This window comes from Chryseobacterium sp. FW101-FHT12H09, from assembly GCF_058790395.1.
This window is the reverse complement of record NZ_JBYTCP010000003.1, coordinates 89,781-108,090: the sequence shown is the minus strand read 5'-3', so window position 1 is coordinate 108,090 and position 18,310 is coordinate 89,781. Positions and strand designations below refer to the sequence as shown.

Genomic DNA, 18,310 nt, shown 5'->3' with positions numbered 1-18,310 from the left:
ATAAAAAATCATTTACAAAAGATAGTACCGTTTAATAAACACCATTCGAATTATGAGTGAAGAATTCTGTTCAAACTGCAAACAAACTGTAAAACCAAAAAGAATTGATGGCCGGTATATCTTGCATGAAATCGAACATGTTTTACATTTTGAAAGAGGTATTTTATATACCATACGGGAATTATTAGTAAGACCCGGACAAAATATAAAGAATTTTATTAATGAAAATAGAAGCAGACTTGTAAAACCCGTGATCTTCATTATTGTAGCATCGCTGATTTATACTTTGATCAGTCATTTTTTCCATATTGAAGAAGCGTATATTAAGTATGATGATGCAACAAAAGGAATAGAAGTCAATGTGATTAACGATTGGATTCAAAGCCATTATGGATATGCAAATATTATAATGGGAGTCTTTATTGCTTTTTGGTTGAAAGTATTTTTTAGAAAATATGATTATAATTTTTTTGAAATATTAATCCTATTATGTTTTATACTTGGAATGGAAATGTTGATATTTTCTGTTTCTGCACTTTTTGAAGGATTAACTAATTTTCCATTAATGAAGGCTGCCGCAGCTATTGTCTTTATCTATTTTTCGTGGGCCGTTGGTCAATTTTTCGATAAAACAAAGGCTATGAGTTATGTAAAGGCCCTTGTTTCTTATATATTGGGAATGACCACATTTGGTATTGTAGTCATTATTTTAGGAATTTTAATGAACCTGACTTTAAAGCACTAAAATTTGGAAAGAGCTTTTTTACGATAAGATGCAGTATTTTAAAATATGGATGCCTGATCCTCTTTAGCACTTTTTTCCTGAATAATATTATTGTTCAGCGACGGAATGCAAATCCATAAAAAAACCGCTCTGAAAAGAGCGGAATAACTAACTAATAAATACTTGATTATATTAACAAGTAGATTCAAATAAAAGTAATTTGAGCTACTCCATTAACTGCAGATTGTATGTTGCACAATGATTGCTTACAAGAGCCCCCAATATCATGTACTATAGGGGTTCTATTTTTTTATTGCTGATTTTCTACAAAAAAAACCGCTCTAAAAAGAGCGGTATACTTTTAATACTTGTTTTTTTAGCAAGTAGTAGCTCCACAATTAAGTAATCTGATGTGGATTACATTATTGATTTCACACTGTACTTGGCATAATCCATTTCCTAAGTTACCTACTACGTTACCAACGATACCTCCAACACCGCTAGCAACACCGCCAACGATACCTCCAACAGTTCCAGCAACAGCTCCAACAACTCCTCCAATTAGACCTCCGATTGGATCAAGTAATCCTTCTCCTGAAATAGATTTCAACTCGTCTCTGTTTAATTTTTTAAAATTTTTCATGATATAAAATTTTTATGTGGTTAATACATCACTAAGATATGAAAAATTACAATACCCTTCTATTTTTTTGGAAAAAATAATTAAATATTCTTATAACTTAATATTTCATTAATATAAGTGGTATTTGATGAGGATATCACTTTTGTGATTTTTCCTTTATAAAATGCCTTTAGACAAATATCCAGGCTCATTTTTGTGAAATGTAGTGTTCCTTATTCTCCCTTAAAGAAAGTTTTTTCAATTTTAAGAATTTGTAAAAAAACCTAATAAATGTCACATAAGTGTGTCATTTGTCATATATTTGTGTTATGAAAAGTACAGAAGACAAAATTATAGAAGCAGCAGTACATGTATTAAATGGTAATGATGCTGCTACAATTGATGATATCGCTAATCATATTGGAATAAACCGACGAACAATTCACAGGTATTTTAAAGATAAAAATCTTCTTATCGAACAGTGTAAGCAAAAAATGATGACAACATGTAATGCAACAATGATAGCTGCTTACCAGAGCAGTAATGAACCGATTGTTCAAATGGAAAATATGTTCTATGCAGCTCTTAGTATTGGTAATGAATACTCATTTGTAAAAAAACGTTTTGACCGCAGTGGCTATTCTGAAGTAGTAAGTAATGAAGAAGGGTTATACGACGATGTTAAAGCAAAATGGTTTAGAATTGTAGAAAAGCTTCAGGAAGACAGGATGGTTGATAATAAATTTACAGTTGCATGGATCTACAATCTTTTTGGAGGTATCATTGATATTGCCATCGCTGCATTGCGTAATGAAGAGATAGCGGGTAATGATCTGAAAAAGTTTGCCTGGTCTTCTTTTAAAGGCAGTATAGGATTGAAACAATCAATAAATAATTAAGCAATATGGACTCAAAATTGGCAAATCAACATTTGGAAAATTATCAGGATAACGAACTTGTAAAATTGATAATCGGATTTACCAGCCATATCGAACACTTGGAGGATGGTATTAAATTACATTATGTTACTGGTGGAAAAGGTTCACCTCTTGTACTCATTGCAGGTTGGCCGCAGACCTGGTGGAGCTTCCATAAAATAATGCCGGCATTGGCAGAGAAACACCATGTGATTGTTGTAGATATCAGAGGAATGGGAAGTTCCGATAAGCCTGAAGATGGATATACAAAGAAAAATATGGCTGCTGATATATTGGCATTGACTAAAAAGATTGGATATGAAAAGATAAGTATTGCCGGGCATGATATTGGGGCGGGTGTTGCCATTAGTTTTGCTGGGCATTTTCCAGAAAATACCGAGAAACTTATTGTTTTAGATACCCCTCATCCTGATGAAAATATGTATAAACTTCCTATGTTGCCGGTGGGGGCGCCGATATTTCCTTGGTGGGTAGCTTTCAATCAGGTTAAGGATCTGCCCGAAAAACTGGTGGAAGGGCGCTTTCATATGATCCAGGATTGGATCTTTGATCATCTTTTGCAAAACAAGGCTTCAATTAGTGATTTTGACCGTAAAGTATATGCAAATGCTTATGCTGATACGGATTCTATAAAAGCTTCAAATGCCTGGTATCAAGCATTTACCCAGGATATTCAGGATATAGAAACAATGGCGGCTATTCAGGCGCCAACAATTGGTATTGTGAGTAGTGACAGTTTTGAAATGCTTAAGTTCTCTTTATCACAATACATCAATAATTTAGAAATGAAGGAAATTAAAAGAACCGGGCATTTTTTGATGGAAGAGCAGCCTGAAGAGGTCACACAATTAATCTTAAGCTTTATGGGTAAATAACCTTTTATTTATTATTCTATCGGACAAAAAGTTCAACTTTTTACAAGTTATTAAATTTATTATTTGATAATCAGTATTTTAAATAAAAATTAGACAGATCTGTCTAATTTTTAAATTAAAATATTACCTTTGTTTCATGGATACAAAGAATCGCATTATGGAAACAGCTGATAAGCTCTTCTATTTTCAGGGTTATCAGTCGACGGGGATTAATCAGATCATTGCAGAGGCGAATGTCGCTAAAGGAAGTTTATACAATCATTTCCCTTCAAAAAGAGAGCTCGGTCATGCTTATGTAAAACAATCCAGCGAAGAATGGTTCAAAGGGATTGAAGAAGAACTAGAGGCTTATTCTGATCCTACTCAAAAGCTTCTTGCTATTTTTTCATTTTCAGAAAAGTATGCTCAGATCAATCATTTTAACGGGTGCCGTTTAATTAATATTTTAACGGAAGTTACTGATCAGGATGATCAAATTACGACAATGGCAGTGGCTCATAAACAAAAATTCCGGGAATTTTTATATCAACTCACAACGAAGATATTTACCAATTCAGCTCAGGCACTTGAAATATCCGACACCATTTACCTACTCTATGAGGCTGCAACTGTTGAAAGCAAGATCTTTAAGAACAAATGGCCCATTGAACTGGCTCGAAAAAATGCGACACAGATCTTAGCACAAAATCAAATACCAAATAATAAATAGCTAAATGGATATTAAAAAACAAACCGAACTTATTTTTGAACCCATTCTTTTGCCTCAGGATTACAAATTTGAATTGCCTGAAAATGTTGAAGAGATTTTTATTAATGTTGCCTCAGAAGTTAACTTAAATGGTCTTTATCATAAGACGACAAAAAGTCCGTTACTCTTGCTCTATTTTCAGGGAAATGCGAAAAACATGCAGAATTTTCTTGATAACCATTCTATGATATTAGATTGGGGATACAATGTTTTGGTTACTGACTATCGTGGTTTTGGAAAATCAACAGGAATGATTGACGGGGAACAAAATATGTATAATGATGCCGAACAGATCTATGATTATGCACTACAATTAGGATATCGTCCCGAAGATATAATCCTTTACGGCTATTCTATGGGAACCTCAATGGCCGCCTATCTGGCAACTAAAAAAGATGCTAAGGCTCTCATTCTTGAAAGTCCCTACTCTTCTATTGCGGAAATTGATATTTTTGGAAATCAGGCACCTGCCTATCAACTCAATACTGCAGCTAGAGCTGATGAAATTACTATTCCTACTTTACTGATTCATGGTGAGCAGGATGATGTTTTACCTCCTGACCATTCAGAGCGAATATTTGCTAATCTTCAAACTCAGGAAAAAGAAATGACTGTAATTTCTAAAGGAGGACATGGTGATCTAAAAAGCAGAAGTGAGTATAAGGAAAGCTTCAATAGGTTTATTTCTAATTTATAAGGAGAAAATAGATATTCTATTTCAATATGAAAATCTCTCATATTATTTCCTTGGAATATGAGAGATTTTTATTAGAAAGAAGTTTATGTATTAATGCTCTTGTCTTTTAAGTCAATTTCAAATAGACAGCAATTGGGTTCCCTTTGATAATGTAACGGAAGATTTGCAGTGTCTGTCAGTATTTCTATTCCTAAGAAATTAAACCCCGCTGAGGTATAGTGTTGAATAAGCTTGGTATTGTTTCCTAATGTATCAAGACGTATAAATTGTTTTCCTGATTGTTTTGCGTATTCTTTTGACCACTCTACAATATCATCAATATATCGGTGTCCCCGAAATGATGGATGAGTAGAAATGCGATGAACATAAATTGAATCATTTTTATCCCTTTCACCCCAAATTTCCGGATCCTCAAACGCGATAACCCAGATGCACGCGATGTTGCTGTGATCATCAACTATTTTCCATTGTCGTTTCTCTTCTATTTCTTTTTCAATAAAAGTTTTTTCGAAAAAAGGCCATATGACCATTTGTCTTTGGGCCTGTAAATTCCGTGCAGCTTCATAAAGCGACATTATCTCATTGACATCACTCATTACGCAGTTTTTAATTTCCATAGTATTGTATTTTATACGTCACAAATATCAGGCTCATTTGAAGGCTGAAAAATCTGAATCTTGCTTTATTTATCACCTACCACACTGTCGATCTCGGTTTGTGTGATTCCGTATTTTGCTACCCGCAAACGATGGTCAGTTGATCCTATATATTTGCGGAGCTGCGAGTTTACAGCTTGTAAAAGGTCTTGGTTATTTTTACTGAAAGAGAAAGCACCGACTGATGCGCCGCTATCTTTAGTTATCTGATGTGGGACTGCTTCCAGCTCTCGATGTGCATCGGCAATAGCACGATTACCAATTGCTGTAGCCGCAAATGCGTCGATCTTCCCTGCTAATAAAGCTGCGATTGCATCTGGCTGACTGTTAAACATGACAATCTGCTTATCAGGTATACCAGCAAATTTTGCAGCATCATATTGTATTTGTCCTGGAATTACTCCTAGCAGAGCATCATTGTTCCTTACCACAGCTTCATAGCTGGTTAATGTTTTTGGATTGCCATTATGTACAACGAATCCATCGCCAAGCGACCAAACCGGAAGGCTGAAAGCTACTTTCTCAGCACGTTCAGCTGTAGCGAAAATGGGTACGTTCATATCCCATCGACCTGCCTTTACACCAGGTAAAAGTTCTTCGAACGTAGTGAGATGATATTCGATGGAAGAAACACCTATCGCTCGAAGTACAACTTCGGCCAACTCGATGTCTGCACCTTTTACAAGATGCTCTTCAGTCCAATAGAAAGGAGGTTCTTCAATATAGGCGACTCTGATTTTATTCCATCTATCAGGCGTTGAAATTTTTGTTTCCATTTTACTTGCTGTTATATGATTCATACCTATCTACCCTATTTATAAAGATGATTTTGTAATGATTATCAATGCTAATAGTGTAGTATTAATTTGTAATACAAAGCTATAACTATAAATAAACTTATAACAGATACAGATATTGGAAATTTAAGTGTAACAGATTTATAAATAAAACCAAACTAACTAAACCTCAGGGATAGCAGAAAATAGATTCCCTAACTTAATCAGGGCTTTTTCTACTTTATTCTCCCATAAACTGCAATAGCTGACACGAATATAGTTTCGGTATTCTCCTTTTGATGAAAATACCTCTCCGGGAACATAAGATACATCGTTATTAAATGCCGTATCTAAAAAATAGGTCGTATTGATATGATCAGGGAGCTCGATCCAAATCATAACGCCGCCGTTAGGTCTGGTTATTTTGGTGTTTTCAGGAAAATATTGTTGAATAAGATCAATGGTTCGGTTCAGATTTTTATGCAACTCAAGTCTGAATTTTTGAAGATGACGTTCAAAAAGCCCGGACTGTAATAATTGTAAAATTACTCTTTGATCGAAACTGGAAGTTGAATGGTTATTGATGTATTTAATTCTGGCTACCTGATCGGTAAATCTTCCAGCAGCACACCATCCAACCCGAAAGCCTGGAATTAATGTTTTTGTAAATGAATTACAATACAATACCCATCCATGGGTATCATAGGTCTTGATGGTATCTGGCCTGCTTCCTTTAAAAAATAGTTCACCATAAATATCATCTTCTATTATTGGTATTTGGGAAGAATTAGCCCATTCAGCAAGTTCTTTTTTTGTTTCAGTATTGATGCTGGCTCCATCAGGATTGTTAAAGTTACTGACAAAAATACATGCCTTAACCTGCATTTTTCCGCAGATTTCTTTCACATTTTCAATAGATATCCCCTCTTCAGGATGTGAAGGTACTGTAGATACTTTGAGGTTTAAACATTCCAATACCTGCATAATACCATGAAAACAAGGATCCTGGACTAAAACAGTATCTCCCGGTTGTGTTATTGCTTTAAGACAGCAAAAAATAGCTTCCGTCGCCCCATTAGTGACAATTAACTCATCAGTATGAATTACTCCTTTCCAGATCAAAGATCTTTTGGCTATTTCATCCCGTAACTTCTGATTGCCTTTTCTACCTTCTAATGTCAGGTAGCTTCCACTGATATCTCTTGAAGTTTGCTGTATTGCCCTTTTGATACTATTGAAAGGTAATAATCTATTATCTGGAAGGGCTTTAGCAAAAGATACAAAATTTTTACTGTCATTTTTAAAAGGCAGTTTTTGTAAGAGTTGATCGATCTTAACAGTGTTTTGTTCCAATGAAACAGGCAATACGTTAGGAAGGGGTAACTTTTTATGCATGTTGTCATTGACAAAATATCCCGATTTTTCTCTGGAAGTTATTAATCCTTTATCCATTAGATAATTGAATGACTGTAGTATTGTACCAATACTTAAGCCTTTCTTTTGATGTAAATTCCTTAATGAAGGCAATTTATCTCCTGGCTTATAGGTTTTATCTTCTATCATTTGCGCAATTTTATTGGCAAAACTAATGTAAACAGGTTCTTTCATGCACTATCTGTTATAGGATAATTTATAAAAATAAAATCTGTTAAAGGTATAGAATCTTTACAATATAAATCGGATTAAAGAATTAATACTATTTGAGCCATTTTAAAATAAGCAATCTTCATTAATTATAAAGACTTGTATAGCTCTTCATAAATTAAATATTGTTTTTAATCTCCCGGTTTTTATCTACCCAATAGGCTAACGAGATAATAATTACTGATGCAATAATTGAAGATATAAATAATGTCATTATTGAATCAGGGGGTGTCGGGCCAAAAGTATTGGCTAGGTTGATCATTAAAAGTAAAGCAATCAATATCCATAATCCCCACTTTCCAATTTTATTTTTGGCTTTAGTAATTGCAGCATAAACAGATGTACCAATTAAGAATATTGCAGTCTCAGTAAATAGCGTAATCATGACATGATTCCAAAGACCAAAACCCACTTTATAATCATTAAAAGGTGTCAATGGCAAATCCGCAACATGAACAATTAAGTCAAGAAACCAGTGACTTAGCACACAGATACCCACGACGATTGCACCTTGTCTGTCTCTTTTAACAAGCCAGTAAATAAATCCTACGATGACACCCCATATTATATTCATGAGTAAACTATGTGTATAAGGGTATAATAAAAATTCAAAAGCATTTGTCTTCGTATAGCCAGGTATAATAGCCACCTTTTCAATGTTGAAAATGAGGAGAAAGGGCCAAAGGATATCTACAAATTGAGTAGCAATAAAGAGAATTCCTAGTGAAACTTGTGGTGCAGCCTTTTTAGCTGCAAATGAAAGTCCAAAGTGTCCTATAAACATGATGTATTTTATTAACAAAAGTAGTTTGGAATGAGGGGTTTTCCTCTTGACAAAAATCAAAAAAAACATTTTTCTTAATTCTAGTAAAATTGAGTTTTTTACGCCACTTTAAACAACCGTTTATTAAAAAACATTACGGTAAAATTTGGAAAGATTATTTAGGAAAGTTACGATACGAAAAATAAAAAGAGTTACATTGAAATCACATAACTCTTTCTTTAGTTTTATTTTAAAATAAATTAACCTTTTACTACCCCAATCCTTGATTTTACTGGAATATTATAGGTATTTAAACTTGGTGTTTGCCCATGGAAATCAAAATCGATATTCACTCCTGGTCTGAAAATTAAACAATGGGTAGATCCACCAAAATGGAAGGTCCCTGTTGGATCTCCTTTTTTGATATGATCTCCTACTCTTACGGTGATCTCACAACTGGAAACTTCTGCCATACCGATAGCTACAAAGCACATCAATCCAATTTTTGGATTGTCTGACTGTATAAAGATCAATGCACGCGCCGCCAATTCGGCAATATAGCCTTGAGAATCATTAGGACCTGCAGGATCGTAACCTTCTACAGGAGCTTCAGCATAATACGTACCCGGCACATTCTGAATGGCAATTACTCTTCCATCAACGGGACTGTTCCATCTGTGGTATGTTTTGGCACAAAGGAATGCCTGATATACGGTACTGTTGTCTCCAAATTGTTGTGATAGCGGATGATTGTTCATAATATCCACTAGTGAATAGGGCTGTCCTTTCATCCAGAACTTATCTCTCATCATCGCGTTGGTTACACAATTATAGGGAGCCGATTCACAGGCACTTACAATAACGGAAGGATCTTTGTCCGCATTGCTTACTTCCCTTACACCGGGATTAAACTCACGGGTGAAGAAATCATCCCAGCTTTTATAACCAAAATAAGGCTGAGTGGGCTGACATTGATAGTTATATATAAAATTGGATAATGCATCCTGTGGATCATTGCCCTGCCCTCTCAACGGATCCATAGCGGCAATTGCTTCCAGAGCCTCCGGTGAAAACCAGCCAACCGGATTGGTGTAATCTGGTTGTGGCTGATGTATCGGACCGTTGGCAAGAACATATTTTGAAGCTTCAGATTGAAGAAATAATTTCCATTCGTTCAGGATCACATTTAGTTTTTCGTTAACCACCGTATTGGTGAATGCTAAATATCCGCCACTGGTTCCCATTGCCCAATCTAAAATAGCATTGATGGGAAAGCCAACCAGTCCTATTGTATTCTCTATCGTGCTGTAGCATGGTGCTTCCTGTAGAATCTGATTCATGACGAGAAGCATGGTGTCAAAGTTTTTTACAGGTTCGTTGTAACCCTGCGGAATTTCATCATACATACTGGTGAAGCTCATATACAAAATTGGATCATTGTATATGGTATCTCTAAGATCAGCAATAGCCGGATTTATGGCAAGTTTAGAATGTTTGGCCTGATTGACCTTCTTTTCTATCCAGCTATTTAGAAAATTCCTGTCGGAAGGAAGCCATTTTCCAACCCTGTACTTTACATGATTCATAATATTCAGTTTTTTCGCTCCCTACTCATTTGGCTTTTCGGAATTGCGGCCCGTTTTGTAATGGTTTCTGGTCTCCATGGTTATTAAGATTTAGTATCCTAAATTTACGACGGGAAATAAAGAGAAACAAGAGTATTTCTACTTAAAGGGAAATACGTATAACTACTGACTGTATTTTGTAAGAAAGCTTAATGTGGGAATGAGCTGGAACATGGCCTGTAATAGAAAGGTTTAGTATATTTACCAAAACATTTGATCATCATTGACACCTACATCAACTTTTGAATTTGTAATGCCAGATAACCGACGTGCTGCACAATGTGCACTCAGCGTTCCTCTATTACTTCTGATAACGGTTATCGGAGGAAAAATAATAGATATTCATATCAATTGGCTGCTAGGTATCAGCATCATTGAATTTATTATATTATCTTTTATCTCTATCCGGTGGATGTGGAGAAAAGAACGTATTGTATTCTACCCGGATCATATGGAATCAGATCTCTATGGGAGAATTTATTTTAGAGATATTATAAAAATCGTTTCACCATGGTATTTCATGTATCGAGGCTTTAAACTCCGATTTACTGATAGTAGATCATGCCATTGGGCAATTAGTAATCCACGGCCTTCCCAACCCCTGAGTAACACACAGGAGGAGGTTGATGCTTTTAATAATTTTAAAGAAATGTTAGAGAAAAAGATTGACAATTTTCATAACAAAAAACTCGATTAAAGAATAACAACAATACCAATTGTTTTAATTACTCCTTCTTTTTTGGTGGATATTCGATACCTTCATCAATGATCAATTCATAACCGTATTTCATAATAGTTTCTATGACAGGAATTGCTTTTTCTCCCTTTTCTGTTAAGCTATACTCTACTTTTGGTGGGACGACCGGAAAAACTTTTCGGTTAACCAATCCTTTACTTTCCAACTCTCTGAGCTGACTGGTAAGCATTTTATCAGTAATGTGTGGAATGTCTTTTTTTAGTTCATTAAATCGTAACGCTTTCTCCTGCAAACGCCACAAAATAGGCATTTTCCAGGTTCCTCCTATATGGCTTAATGCAAACTCTATAGGGGTATAGTATAGTCTTTTATCGTGGAAAAACTCAGGCATAAAATGAAATTAATTTTGCTTACACTTTCTAAAAGGTTAGTATATCACTTATTAGTAAGTATATGATTTATTGATAGTGCTTTTTGCAAATTTGCAAAAAATATTTTAAATGAAATCAAAAAGAACACTTTACATTTTGGCGTTAGGCATCTTTGGTATTGGTACCACTGAATTTGGTGTGATTGGTATATTGCCGCAATTGGCAACTGCATTTGATGTAAGTATTGAGAAAGCAGGTTGGTTATTGAGTGGCTTTGCATTAGCAGTTGCTGTTTCCGGACCATTTATGATGATGCTTTTATCTTCTTTTAAAAGAAAAAATTTAATGGCATTTGTTTTAGGGATCTTTGCTCTCTCCAACTTACTTTCTATCATTGCCCCCAATTTTGGATTTCTGCTTGCTGCAAGAATTTTACCTGGATTTTTTCATCCTGTTTACTGGTCTATTGCTTTATCTTCCGCAGCTAATTTAGTTTCCGAAAAAGAAGCTCCCAGGGCTGTAAGTATCGTCTTTGGTGGCTTTACCATTGCAAGTATTCTGGGTATCCCTATTGCTACATTAATGGCAGATGTATTTAATTGGCAATCATCTTTTATCCTTTATGCTGTTATAAATGTTATTTCATTTGCTGGAATATTGCTCTTTTTACCGAACATTCCAATTCCGGATAAAAAAGCAGCAGGTACAAATAGTAGTATTTTTAAGAAGATGGTTTTATGGATTAACTTGTTGGTAGCTTGTTTTATCATTGCGGCAATGTATGCTACTTATGGATATATGGCTGATTACCTGGGAAAAGTAAATAGAATGAATGGTAAGGAAATAAGTATTCTCTTATTTATTTTTGGAGTTGCCGGAATTTTTGGCAATCAGTTGGCGGGTAAATTTTTATCTAAAAGCATCTATATCACTACACTTTTATTTATCCTGTCTTTAGGTGTTGTGCATCTTTTACTTTATAATTTAGGGACAGAATTTATATCGGTTGCCATCATGATAGCGATCTGGGGCCTGGTGCATTCTGGTGGTTTTCTCATCAGCAATATTAATGTAACTTCTTCAGCACCTGAATCGCGTGAATTTATTAACAGTATTTTTACTTCTTGTGGAAATATTGCTGTTACATTAGGGACAAGTATTGGAGGTTTTTGGATTGCCCATTTTGGTATTCATCAAATTATTTGGTCAAGTATGTTGTGTTTAGCTGTTTCGTTTTTAATTCTTCTTCTTAAAAAGACAGAAATAGTGAGCTCAGACATTATTAAGAAAACCCCTGCTTAGCTAGGGGTTTTTGAAATTTATACAATCTTTTTATGGATTGCTATGATGGTCCTCTGGCTTATAAACAACAAGTTTGTTCATTAGGAATACAGCCTCCTGAAGGTGTACACCAGTAATGATTTTTTGGGCATACCGAAGCTGCACCTTTGATTGTTTTTAAATCCTCTTTTGAAATTTTTTTGAAATTTTTCATTTTAAATAATTTAGTGGTTTGTTATGTAAATATGATGAATATTTTCCTAACTAACTGTTAATCATTTGAAAAAAAAAATAAGAATTGTATTATTTGATACCAATAACCTTCAAAGCGGTAGAACTTAAATATATTTCATCGAAAACTGTAAGAGACTCAATGTCTTCAAATGTCTGAAATTTCAAATCGATCTTGTTAAATGAGAGTTCAATAGAATCATCATAGGATGCCACAATTCTCACCACTGAATACCCATTATAAGCTACTTTAAAACCTTCAAAAAAACAGTTTTGTTCTGCCTTTTGGTAGATGCGGTTTTCTTCAAATCCGGGACCTCCGAAGTTATCATTTTCTTTTTGGGTATTATGTTCAAGAGATTTCCAGCTTAAATAATTTTTAGGTTCTTTCAAAATGTTTCCATCTGGATCTACAGGAACAAACATTCCAAGAGTTAAGGGATGTTTCAGCAGGTTTGCATAGTTATTCACCAGATTTAATGTCTGAAGATCGGCATATCCTTCGTTTGAATAATATTCAAGAACGAAAGTGGTCATTGGAATAAGCTTATGGGAGGCATGAGGTGTCACCATCAATAATTTTGTGTTGTGAATGAATGTTATATTTTGGCAAATATACAAGTTTAGTATAAATACACATTCTTCATAGTGTTCAAGAATACAGTTTAAGACAGTGTTTTGCAGTATTTTTTCTTAGAATAAATAAGATTAGTAAATGAGTAATAATTATTCATAACAGAGATATGGTTACGAACTCAAGTAATTGAGATACCATTTATTTAAGGTTATGCCCGAATTTTGCATTAGAAAAAAGTATAAACACAATATCATGCAGACTATATTAGGTGCCAATGGCCAGATTGGTGAAGAACTGGCAAGAGAACTGAAACGAAACTTTACTTCTGATATTAGAATCGTGAGCAGAAACGCAAAGAAAGTGAATCCTACAGATACAATATTCTCTGCAGATCTATCTGTTAGAGAAAATGCTATTGAAGCTGTAAAAGGGAGTGAAATTGCCTATTTTACTTTAGGACTGCCTATGAATTCTGATCTATGGGAAAAACGATTTCCTCTCATTACCAAAAATGTAATCGAAGCTTGTAAAATCAATGGAAGTAAATTGGTGTTTTTTGACAATACCTATATGTACCCGCAAAACGACAAGGTTCTCACTGAGAACACCCGCTTTTCGCCAATTGGAAGGAAAGGCAGAGTGAGAGAAGAAATGGCAGATATGCTTTTAAAAGAAATGAAAGCAGGAGAAATAGAAATAGTAATCTGTCGAGCTCCTGAGTTTTATGGTCCTGGTAAGACACAAAGTATTACAAACGCTTTTATTTTTGATGCAATAAAAGAAAGTAAAAAGCTCAAAGTACCATTGAGAGATGATAAGTTAAGAAGTCTGATATGGACTCCAGATGCAAGCAGGGCCACTGCTCTAATTGGAAATACTCCTGATGCATTCGGACAGACCTGGCATCTTCCGGTAGATGATCATAAATTAACTTACAAGGAGTTTATTGCTTTAGCTTCTGAAATTTATGGGCAGGAATTTAAATATTTTACAATTCCTAAATTTGCTTTTAAGCTTAGTGCTTTATTCAATGAAAACGCAAAAGAGCTGCAGGAATTGCTGCCAAGATATGGATATGACAATCTTTTTGATGATTCAAAATTCAGAAATAGATTTCCTGATTTTGAGGTAACAACCTATAGAAAGGGAATAGAGCAAATAAAGAAAGAACAGCAGGCTTAATATAATAGTCAATTTAAGATGTATCATTATTTAATAATATAAAAAATGAAAACACCGGAAAAAATAAATTCAATTACCGCATTGCACAGCTATTTGAACCTTAAAAGGCCTTCAAATCCACTGATCAGTGTTTTTGATTTTAATGAAGTTTCTGTGCATCATGAAACTCTTCTTAATACTGTAAGTACGGATTTCTATGTTATTGCGATTAAAAATGAATGTGCAGGAAAGTTTAGGTATGGGCAGCATTACTATGACTTTGAAGATGGGATTATGTATTTTATTGCACCGAATCAGGTTGTACAGTTTGAAAATATCCTGTTGTCTGAGGTAAAAGGCAGTGTGATTGTTATTCACCCCGATTTTTTACAGGGATATCCATTAGCTTCTGCTATCAAAGATTATGGTTACTTTTCGTATTCTGCTAATGAGGCTTTGCATCTTTCTGAAAAAGAAGAAAAGTTAGTTACGGATATCATAGATAATATACGAAGAGAAACAGAAAATAATCTGGATATTTTTACCCAGGATTTATTGATATCTAATATTGATCTGCTTTTAAAATACTCAGACCGTTTTTATAACCGTCAATTTTTAACAAGAAAAAAAGTAAACAATGATCTTTTAAACCACCTGGAAACTTTACTTGACGAACAGTTTAAAAATGATAATTTAATGATCAATGGTATACCTTCCGTGCAATTTATCGCAAAAAAACTTCACATGAGCCCAAACTATCTAAGTGATACATTGCGAATTCATACCGGACAAACAACACAGCAGCATATACAGTACAGATTAATAGAAAAGGCTAAGGAATTACTGTCAACAACTTCTATGTCAGTTTCTGAAATTGGTTATCATTTGGGCTTTGAATATCCGCAATCATTCCACCGATTATTCAAGAACAGAACATCTGTTTCTCCGCTTGAATTCAGACAAATGTTTAATTGAATAGTAAAAGGGGATTAATCTTATTTTGCGTCTTTCTCTATACCTTCCTGAAATTCGATCAGTGCTTTTGTGGTTCCAGATTTCAGGCTTCCGTTTTTCTCACCTTCGTCCCAGGTTTTAAAAGCTTTATCTTTTAATCCCAATGTGTAGTAATAGCTTCCTAAAACCGTGTATCCTTCGGGTTCACCGAGGTCTATTATTTTCTTTGATAATGCAATTAATTCCGGATGAGGTTTTATTTTTTTTGAAGCAATCTTTGCAGGATCACTTAATAGGCCAGGTGTATATTCCATCATTTTCAGCCCGAAAAGGTTCATACAGGCTTTGGCTAAACCTTTGTTACAAAGTTCTTCATTTACTCCAGCAGTTTTACCGGAAAGCAAGGCTTCAAAATCGAGATCAGATTTTGAAGAGCTTTTTGTTTTATCATAGTATTCGGCCAAAAGCTGTGCTTTTTTTTGAGCATCTACGGGATTTTTTCTGTTATTGATTTCCGAACTGTCCTTTTTGGGAATCCAAATACCCTTTTCTACCCAGTTTGAAACTCCTGTAAGTTTCCCTTTTTTAATTTTAAAAATAAATATGCTTTTATCAGGATAGATGATCAGGCTATCATTTCGTGTAAAATAATCACCATAATCCATATCGGATATTAGAACTTTCCCATTGCCATCGAAGTTAAAACTGTTGTAAAATGTTTTATCATTTATTGCTTTGTAATAACCCTGAAGGAAATTATCAGCATCCTGTGCTGAGATGATATAGCTGAATAGGAGTAGTAATAGGAATAATAATCTCTTTTTCATAATTTGTCAAATTCTTTTAATACCTTATGTTTTCTTTGCTACAAAACTATTGAATAGAAATGATTATCCGCCTGATAAATATCAAATTCTTAGACTAATTATGAAAGTAACTCCCATAAATATTTTATTATATTTGTTACCGTTTTTAGGGAAGTTTATGATGAAAGAAATTGGTTTATGGCATTATGTAAGGGTATTTAATATATTTTTAATGCTAACCCATTTGTTCATTTTTAAAACAGATTACAGTCATTTATCTTTAAAGGCGTTAAATACTTATCATAGGTTTAAAGCAAATTCTCATAAAAAATGCAGTAAGATCTATCTTCAGGAAAACAATAGAACTCCAATAAAATGCAATAACAATTATTGCTACAGTTTTTCATCATTCTTTGTGGCTTCTTTTTCATCTTTTAGATGCCATAAAAGTATTGACCAGGATTTAGAAAATAGGTTCTTTTTATATGACGACCCACCCTATTCTTCTTTTTTTAATTCAATCTGGATTCCGCCCAAAATAAGTATTTAATTTTCAGATCGTTATTCGACATAAACTAATACCTTAATTTCTAATAAGGTATCAGATAATTTATATCCCAGATATGAACGGATAAACCAAATCTGAATCTTTACGAAAATGGAATACAATTATTCCAATACTCAAATTATTATCTAATTTTAAACTAACATGACGGAACTTCTTTCATGAATCTTGTCAATGTTATTTAATTAAAATAAATTAAAAAATATAATGAAAACAACAATATCAAACTTCGAAAAAAACAGCAAAAATATTTATATCATCTGCAGAATATTAATCGGATTATTTTTCTTTATAGCAGGTTTCAATAAATTATTCCATCCCATATTTCAAGGGTATATGTTTAATACCATTAGCAATATAGGATTTCCTTTTCCACAATTTACGGCTAATTTTACGGCATTTTGTGAGTGTATATTTGGACTGTTTTTGATGATAGGTTTATGGACCAGACTTAGCTCTGTTTTCCTGATCATCATTATACTTGTCGCGTTATTTACCCATGATCTGGCTACAATTCCCAAAGAGCTTATTCCTGTTAAACCAGAAACCGGAGTATACGAAATGGATCCTTTTACATGGTTGAGTTATTTTCTTTACCTACCACAAACCTTGTATTTACTGTTTTTAGCACTTTTCCTATCACATGGATGTGTTGGACTTGGAATTGATAGCTTCAGAAAAAACAAATATTTAGTTAATCGTTGAAAAACCCTTTTATAATCTCAGTTTAGTAATGAAGACGAAAAGAAATTTTTACTTTTACTGAATACAATTTATATCCGTAATTATGAAATTAGAATTATATCAAATCGATGCCTTTACAGATGAACTTTTTAGAGGAAATCCGGCATGCGTTGTTCCTTTGAAAGAATGGCTTCCTGATGAAACACTTCTAAAGATTGCCATGGAAAATGCAGTAGCTGAAACAGCCTTTTTTATCGACAACGGTTCAACAATACATCTGAGATGGTTTACTCCAGAAATTGAAATGGATCTTTGTGGGCATGCAACATTAGCAACGGCTCACTGTTTGATTTCGATTCTAAACTATAACAGGGATGAAATTATCTTTGAAACAAAAAGTGGTGAATTGAAAGTTATTTTTCAGGATGGACTGTATGAGCTTAATTTTCCTTCCAGAATGCCGGTACCATCTGTTTTCCCGGATATTATTTCTAAATCATTAAATATTCAGCCGAAAGAAGTATTCAAGTCAAGAGATTATGTTTTGGTCTATGATAAAGAAGAGGATATAAAAGACATCAAAATTGACAGGCAGACTTTTGATCTTATTAATTTAGATCCTGGTGGTGTAGTTATCACAGCGAAAGGAAATGACAGCGATTTCGTTTCAAGATATTTTACCTCACAATCCAGTATCCTGGAAGATCCTGTAACAGGCTCCGCACACTGCTCATTAATTCCTTTCTGGTCGAAGAGATTGGGAAAGAAAGATCTTTTTGCCATACAACTTTCCGAAAGGCTTGGGAAATTATATTGTGAAGATCAAGGTGAGCGGGTAATCATTGCAGGAAAAGCAAAAACCTATTCCGCAGGACATCTGTGGATAGAATAAAATTTTTTAAACCAGAGGCATTT

General features: G+C 34.1%; 21 protein-coding genes. 11 read left to right on the top strand and 10 right to left on the bottom strand.

The genetic code is table 11. The features are described 5' to 3' along the window. Positions 1 to 52: 52 nt before the first annotated feature. Positions 53 to 745 (top strand): DUF3667 domain-containing protein, encoded by a 693-nt coding sequence (locus AC3WRL_RS11175; protein ID WP_492330313.1) that lies wholly within the window; start codon positions 53 to 55, stop codon positions 743 to 745. A gap of 355 nt (positions 746 to 1,100) precedes the next feature. On the opposite strand, the gene AC3WRL_RS11170 is transcribed toward AC3WRL_RS11175, so the two are convergent. Continuing rightward, positions 1,101 to 1,367, bottom strand: a complete 267-nt coding sequence (locus tag AC3WRL_RS11170; RefSeq protein ID WP_214824657.1) for a bacteriocin-like protein — start codon at positions 1,365 to 1,367, stop codon at positions 1,101 to 1,103. A gap of 308 nt (positions 1,368 to 1,675) precedes the next feature. On the opposite strand from AC3WRL_RS11170, the gene AC3WRL_RS11165 reads away from it, so the two are divergent. The 4 genes from AC3WRL_RS11165 to AC3WRL_RS11150 all read left to right on the top strand — a co-directional run bounded on the left by AC3WRL_RS11165 (position 1,676) and on the right by AC3WRL_RS11150 (position 4,604). Beyond that, on the top strand, positions 1,676 to 2,245 hold the full coding sequence (locus AC3WRL_RS11165) for a TetR/AcrR family transcriptional regulator (protein WP_492330312.1): 570 nt from the start codon (positions 1,676 to 1,678) through the stop codon (positions 2,243 to 2,245). 5 nt (positions 2,246 to 2,250) lie between these two features. Then, positions 2,251 to 3,159, top strand: a complete 909-nt coding sequence (locus tag AC3WRL_RS11160) for an alpha/beta fold hydrolase (RefSeq protein ID WP_492330311.1) — start codon at positions 2,251 to 2,253, stop codon at positions 3,157 to 3,159. 157 nt (positions 3,160 to 3,316) lie between these two features. After that, the gene (locus AC3WRL_RS11155) at positions 3,317 to 3,868 is read left to right on the top strand and encodes a TetR/AcrR family transcriptional regulator (protein ID WP_492330310.1); all 552 of its coding nucleotides are present in this window, start codon (positions 3,317 to 3,319) and stop codon (positions 3,866 to 3,868) included. Positions 3,869 to 3,872: 4 nt separating this feature from the next. Further along, entirely contained in the window at positions 3,873 to 4,604 is a 732-nt protein-coding gene (locus tag AC3WRL_RS11150) for an alpha/beta hydrolase (RefSeq protein ID WP_261512330.1), read from the top strand. 83 nt (positions 4,605 to 4,687) lie between these two features. Here AC3WRL_RS11150 and AC3WRL_RS11145 read toward each other — a convergent pair whose 3' ends face one another. The 5 genes from AC3WRL_RS11145 to AC3WRL_RS11125 all read right to left on the bottom strand — a co-directional run bounded on the left by AC3WRL_RS11145 (position 4,688) and on the right by AC3WRL_RS11125 (position 10,029). Continuing rightward, positions 4,688 to 5,221 (bottom strand): GNAT family N-acetyltransferase, encoded by a 534-nt coding sequence (locus AC3WRL_RS11145; protein ID WP_492330309.1) that lies wholly within the window; start codon positions 5,219 to 5,221, stop codon positions 4,688 to 4,690. Positions 5,222 to 5,286: 65 nt separating this feature from the next. Next, a complete protein-coding gene (locus tag AC3WRL_RS11140) occupies positions 5,287 to 6,036 on the bottom strand; it encodes a transporter substrate-binding domain-containing protein (protein WP_492330308.1) in 750 nt (249 codons plus the stop codon). Positions 6,037 to 6,219: 183 nt separating this feature from the next. After that, complete coding sequence (locus AC3WRL_RS11135) at positions 6,220 to 7,644, bottom strand: aminotransferase-like domain-containing protein (protein WP_492330307.1); 1,425 nt, start codon at positions 7,642 to 7,644, stop codon at positions 6,220 to 6,222. A gap of 154 nt (positions 7,645 to 7,798) precedes the next feature. Further along, a complete protein-coding gene (locus AC3WRL_RS11130; protein WP_492330306.1) occupies positions 7,799 to 8,464 on the bottom strand; it encodes a metal-dependent hydrolase in 666 nt (221 codons plus the stop codon). Between the two features lie 239 nt (positions 8,465 to 8,703). Then, positions 8,704 to 10,029: a phosphatidylserine decarboxylase family protein gene (locus AC3WRL_RS11125; protein ID WP_492330305.1), complete on the bottom strand. Its 1,326-nt coding sequence runs from the start codon at positions 10,027 to 10,029 to the stop codon at positions 8,704 to 8,706. 262 nt (positions 10,030 to 10,291) lie between these two features. Between AC3WRL_RS11125 and AC3WRL_RS11120 the strand changes: the two genes are divergently transcribed. Further along, positions 10,292 to 10,765 carry a hypothetical protein gene (locus tag AC3WRL_RS11120; protein ID WP_492330304.1) on the top strand — a complete coding sequence of 158 codons (474 nt, stop codon included), beginning with the start codon at positions 10,292 to 10,294 and terminating at the stop codon, positions 10,763 to 10,765. 28 nt (positions 10,766 to 10,793) lie between these two features. Here AC3WRL_RS11120 and AC3WRL_RS11115 read toward each other — a convergent pair whose 3' ends face one another. Further along, positions 10,794 to 11,156: a winged helix-turn-helix transcriptional regulator gene (locus AC3WRL_RS11115; RefSeq protein ID WP_261512325.1), complete on the bottom strand. Its 363-nt coding sequence runs from the start codon at positions 11,154 to 11,156 to the stop codon at positions 10,794 to 10,796. A gap of 109 nt (positions 11,157 to 11,265) precedes the next feature. Between AC3WRL_RS11115 and AC3WRL_RS11110 the strand changes: the two genes are divergently transcribed. After that, the gene (locus tag AC3WRL_RS11110) at positions 11,266 to 12,438 is read left to right on the top strand and encodes an MFS transporter (protein WP_492330303.1); all 1,173 of its coding nucleotides are present in this window, start codon (positions 11,266 to 11,268) and stop codon (positions 12,436 to 12,438) included. 58 nt (positions 12,439 to 12,496) lie between these two features. Here the strand turns inward: AC3WRL_RS11110 and AC3WRL_RS11105 are convergent, their stop codons facing one another. Further along, positions 12,497 to 12,631: a bacteriocin-like protein gene (locus tag AC3WRL_RS11105; protein WP_261512322.1), complete on the bottom strand. Its 135-nt coding sequence runs from the start codon at positions 12,629 to 12,631 to the stop codon at positions 12,497 to 12,499. Positions 12,632 to 12,720: 89 nt separating this feature from the next. Continuing rightward, the gene (locus AC3WRL_RS11100; protein ID WP_261512321.1) at positions 12,721 to 13,221 is read right to left on the bottom strand and encodes a hypothetical protein; all 501 of its coding nucleotides are present in this window, start codon (positions 13,219 to 13,221) and stop codon (positions 12,721 to 12,723) included. Between the two features lie 256 nt (positions 13,222 to 13,477). Between AC3WRL_RS11100 and AC3WRL_RS11095 the strand changes: the two genes are divergently transcribed. Continuing rightward, complete coding sequence (locus AC3WRL_RS11095) at positions 13,478 to 14,407, top strand: NAD-dependent epimerase/dehydratase family protein (protein ID WP_492330302.1); 930 nt, start codon at positions 13,478 to 13,480, stop codon at positions 14,405 to 14,407. A 45-nt stretch (positions 14,408 to 14,452) separates the two neighbouring features. After that, a complete protein-coding gene (locus tag AC3WRL_RS11090; RefSeq protein WP_492330301.1) occupies positions 14,453 to 15,361 on the top strand; it encodes a helix-turn-helix domain-containing protein in 909 nt (302 codons plus the stop codon). A gap of 20 nt (positions 15,362 to 15,381) precedes the next feature. Here the strand turns inward: AC3WRL_RS11090 and AC3WRL_RS11085 are convergent, their stop codons facing one another. Then, positions 15,382 to 16,167: a hypothetical protein gene (locus AC3WRL_RS11085; RefSeq protein WP_492330300.1), complete on the bottom strand. Its 786-nt coding sequence runs from the start codon at positions 16,165 to 16,167 to the stop codon at positions 15,382 to 15,384. Between the two features lie 751 nt (positions 16,168 to 16,918). On the opposite strand from AC3WRL_RS11085, the gene AC3WRL_RS11080 reads away from it, so the two are divergent. After that, a complete protein-coding gene (locus tag AC3WRL_RS11080; RefSeq protein WP_492330299.1) occupies positions 16,919 to 17,416 on the top strand; it encodes a DoxX family protein in 498 nt (165 codons plus the stop codon). Positions 17,417 to 17,498: 82 nt separating this feature from the next. Further along, complete coding sequence (locus tag AC3WRL_RS11075; protein ID WP_492330298.1) at positions 17,499 to 18,287, top strand: PhzF family phenazine biosynthesis protein; 789 nt, start codon at positions 17,499 to 17,501, stop codon at positions 18,285 to 18,287. The last annotated feature ends 23 nt before the right edge of the window (positions 18,288 to 18,310 follow it).

Excerpts from the sequence above, each read along its gene's own strand:
- AC3WRL_RS11145 (WP_492330309.1), bottom strand. The coding sequence starts at position 5,221 with ATGGAAATTAAAAACTGCGTAATGAGTGATGTCAATGAGATAATGTCG.
- AC3WRL_RS11090 (WP_492330301.1), top strand. The coding sequence starts at position 14,453 with ATGAAAACACCGGAAAAAATAAATTCAATTACCGCATTGCACAGCTAT.
- AC3WRL_RS11150 (WP_261512330.1), top strand. The coding sequence starts at position 3,873 with ATGGATATTAAAAAACAAACCGAACTTATTTTTGAACCCATTCTTTTG.
- AC3WRL_RS11155 (WP_492330310.1), top strand. The coding sequence starts at position 3,317 with ATGGAAACAGCTGATAAGCTCTTCTATTTTCAGGGTTATCAGTCGACG.
- AC3WRL_RS11130 (WP_492330306.1), bottom strand. The coding sequence starts at position 8,464 with ATGTTTATAGGACACTTTGGACTTTCATTTGCAGCTAAAAAGGCTGCA.
- AC3WRL_RS11115 (WP_261512325.1), bottom strand. The coding sequence starts at position 11,156 with ATGCCTGAGTTTTTCCACGATAAAAGACTATACTATACCCCTATAGAG.
- AC3WRL_RS11100 (WP_261512321.1), bottom strand. The coding sequence starts at position 13,221 with ATGGTGACACCTCATGCCTCCCATAAGCTTATTCCAATGACCACTTTC.
- AC3WRL_RS11110 (WP_492330303.1), top strand. The coding sequence starts at position 11,266 with ATGAAATCAAAAAGAACACTTTACATTTTGGCGTTAGGCATCTTTGGT.
- AC3WRL_RS11075 (WP_492330298.1), top strand. The coding sequence starts at position 17,499 with ATGAAATTAGAATTATATCAAATCGATGCCTTTACAGATGAACTTTTT.
- AC3WRL_RS11095 (WP_492330302.1), top strand. The coding sequence starts at position 13,478 with ATGCAGACTATATTAGGTGCCAATGGCCAGATTGGTGAAGAACTGGCA.
- AC3WRL_RS11105 (WP_261512322.1), bottom strand. The coding sequence starts at position 12,631 with ATGAAAAATTTCAAAAAAATTTCAAAAGAGGATTTAAAAACAATCAAA.
- AC3WRL_RS11160 (WP_492330311.1), top strand. The coding sequence starts at position 2,251 with ATGGACTCAAAATTGGCAAATCAACATTTGGAAAATTATCAGGATAAC.
- AC3WRL_RS11140 (WP_492330308.1), bottom strand. The coding sequence starts at position 6,036 with ATGGAAACAAAAATTTCAACGCCTGATAGATGGAATAAAATCAGAGTC.
- AC3WRL_RS11165 (WP_492330312.1), top strand. The coding sequence starts at position 1,676 with ATGAAAAGTACAGAAGACAAAATTATAGAAGCAGCAGTACATGTATTA.
- AC3WRL_RS11175 (WP_492330313.1), top strand. The coding sequence starts at position 53 with ATGAGTGAAGAATTCTGTTCAAACTGCAAACAAACTGTAAAACCAAAA.
- AC3WRL_RS11080 (WP_492330299.1), top strand. The coding sequence starts at position 16,919 with ATGAAAACAACAATATCAAACTTCGAAAAAAACAGCAAAAATATTTAT.
- AC3WRL_RS11135 (WP_492330307.1), bottom strand. The coding sequence starts at position 7,644 with ATGAAAGAACCTGTTTACATTAGTTTTGCCAATAAAATTGCGCAAATG.
- AC3WRL_RS11170 (WP_214824657.1), bottom strand. The coding sequence starts at position 1,367 with ATGAAAAATTTTAAAAAATTAAACAGAGACGAGTTGAAATCTATTTCA.
- AC3WRL_RS11125 (WP_492330305.1), bottom strand. The coding sequence starts at position 10,029 with ATGAATCATGTAAAGTACAGGGTTGGAAAATGGCTTCCTTCCGACAGG.
- AC3WRL_RS11085 (WP_492330300.1), bottom strand. The coding sequence starts at position 16,167 with ATGAAAAAGAGATTATTATTCCTATTACTACTCCTATTCAGCTATATC.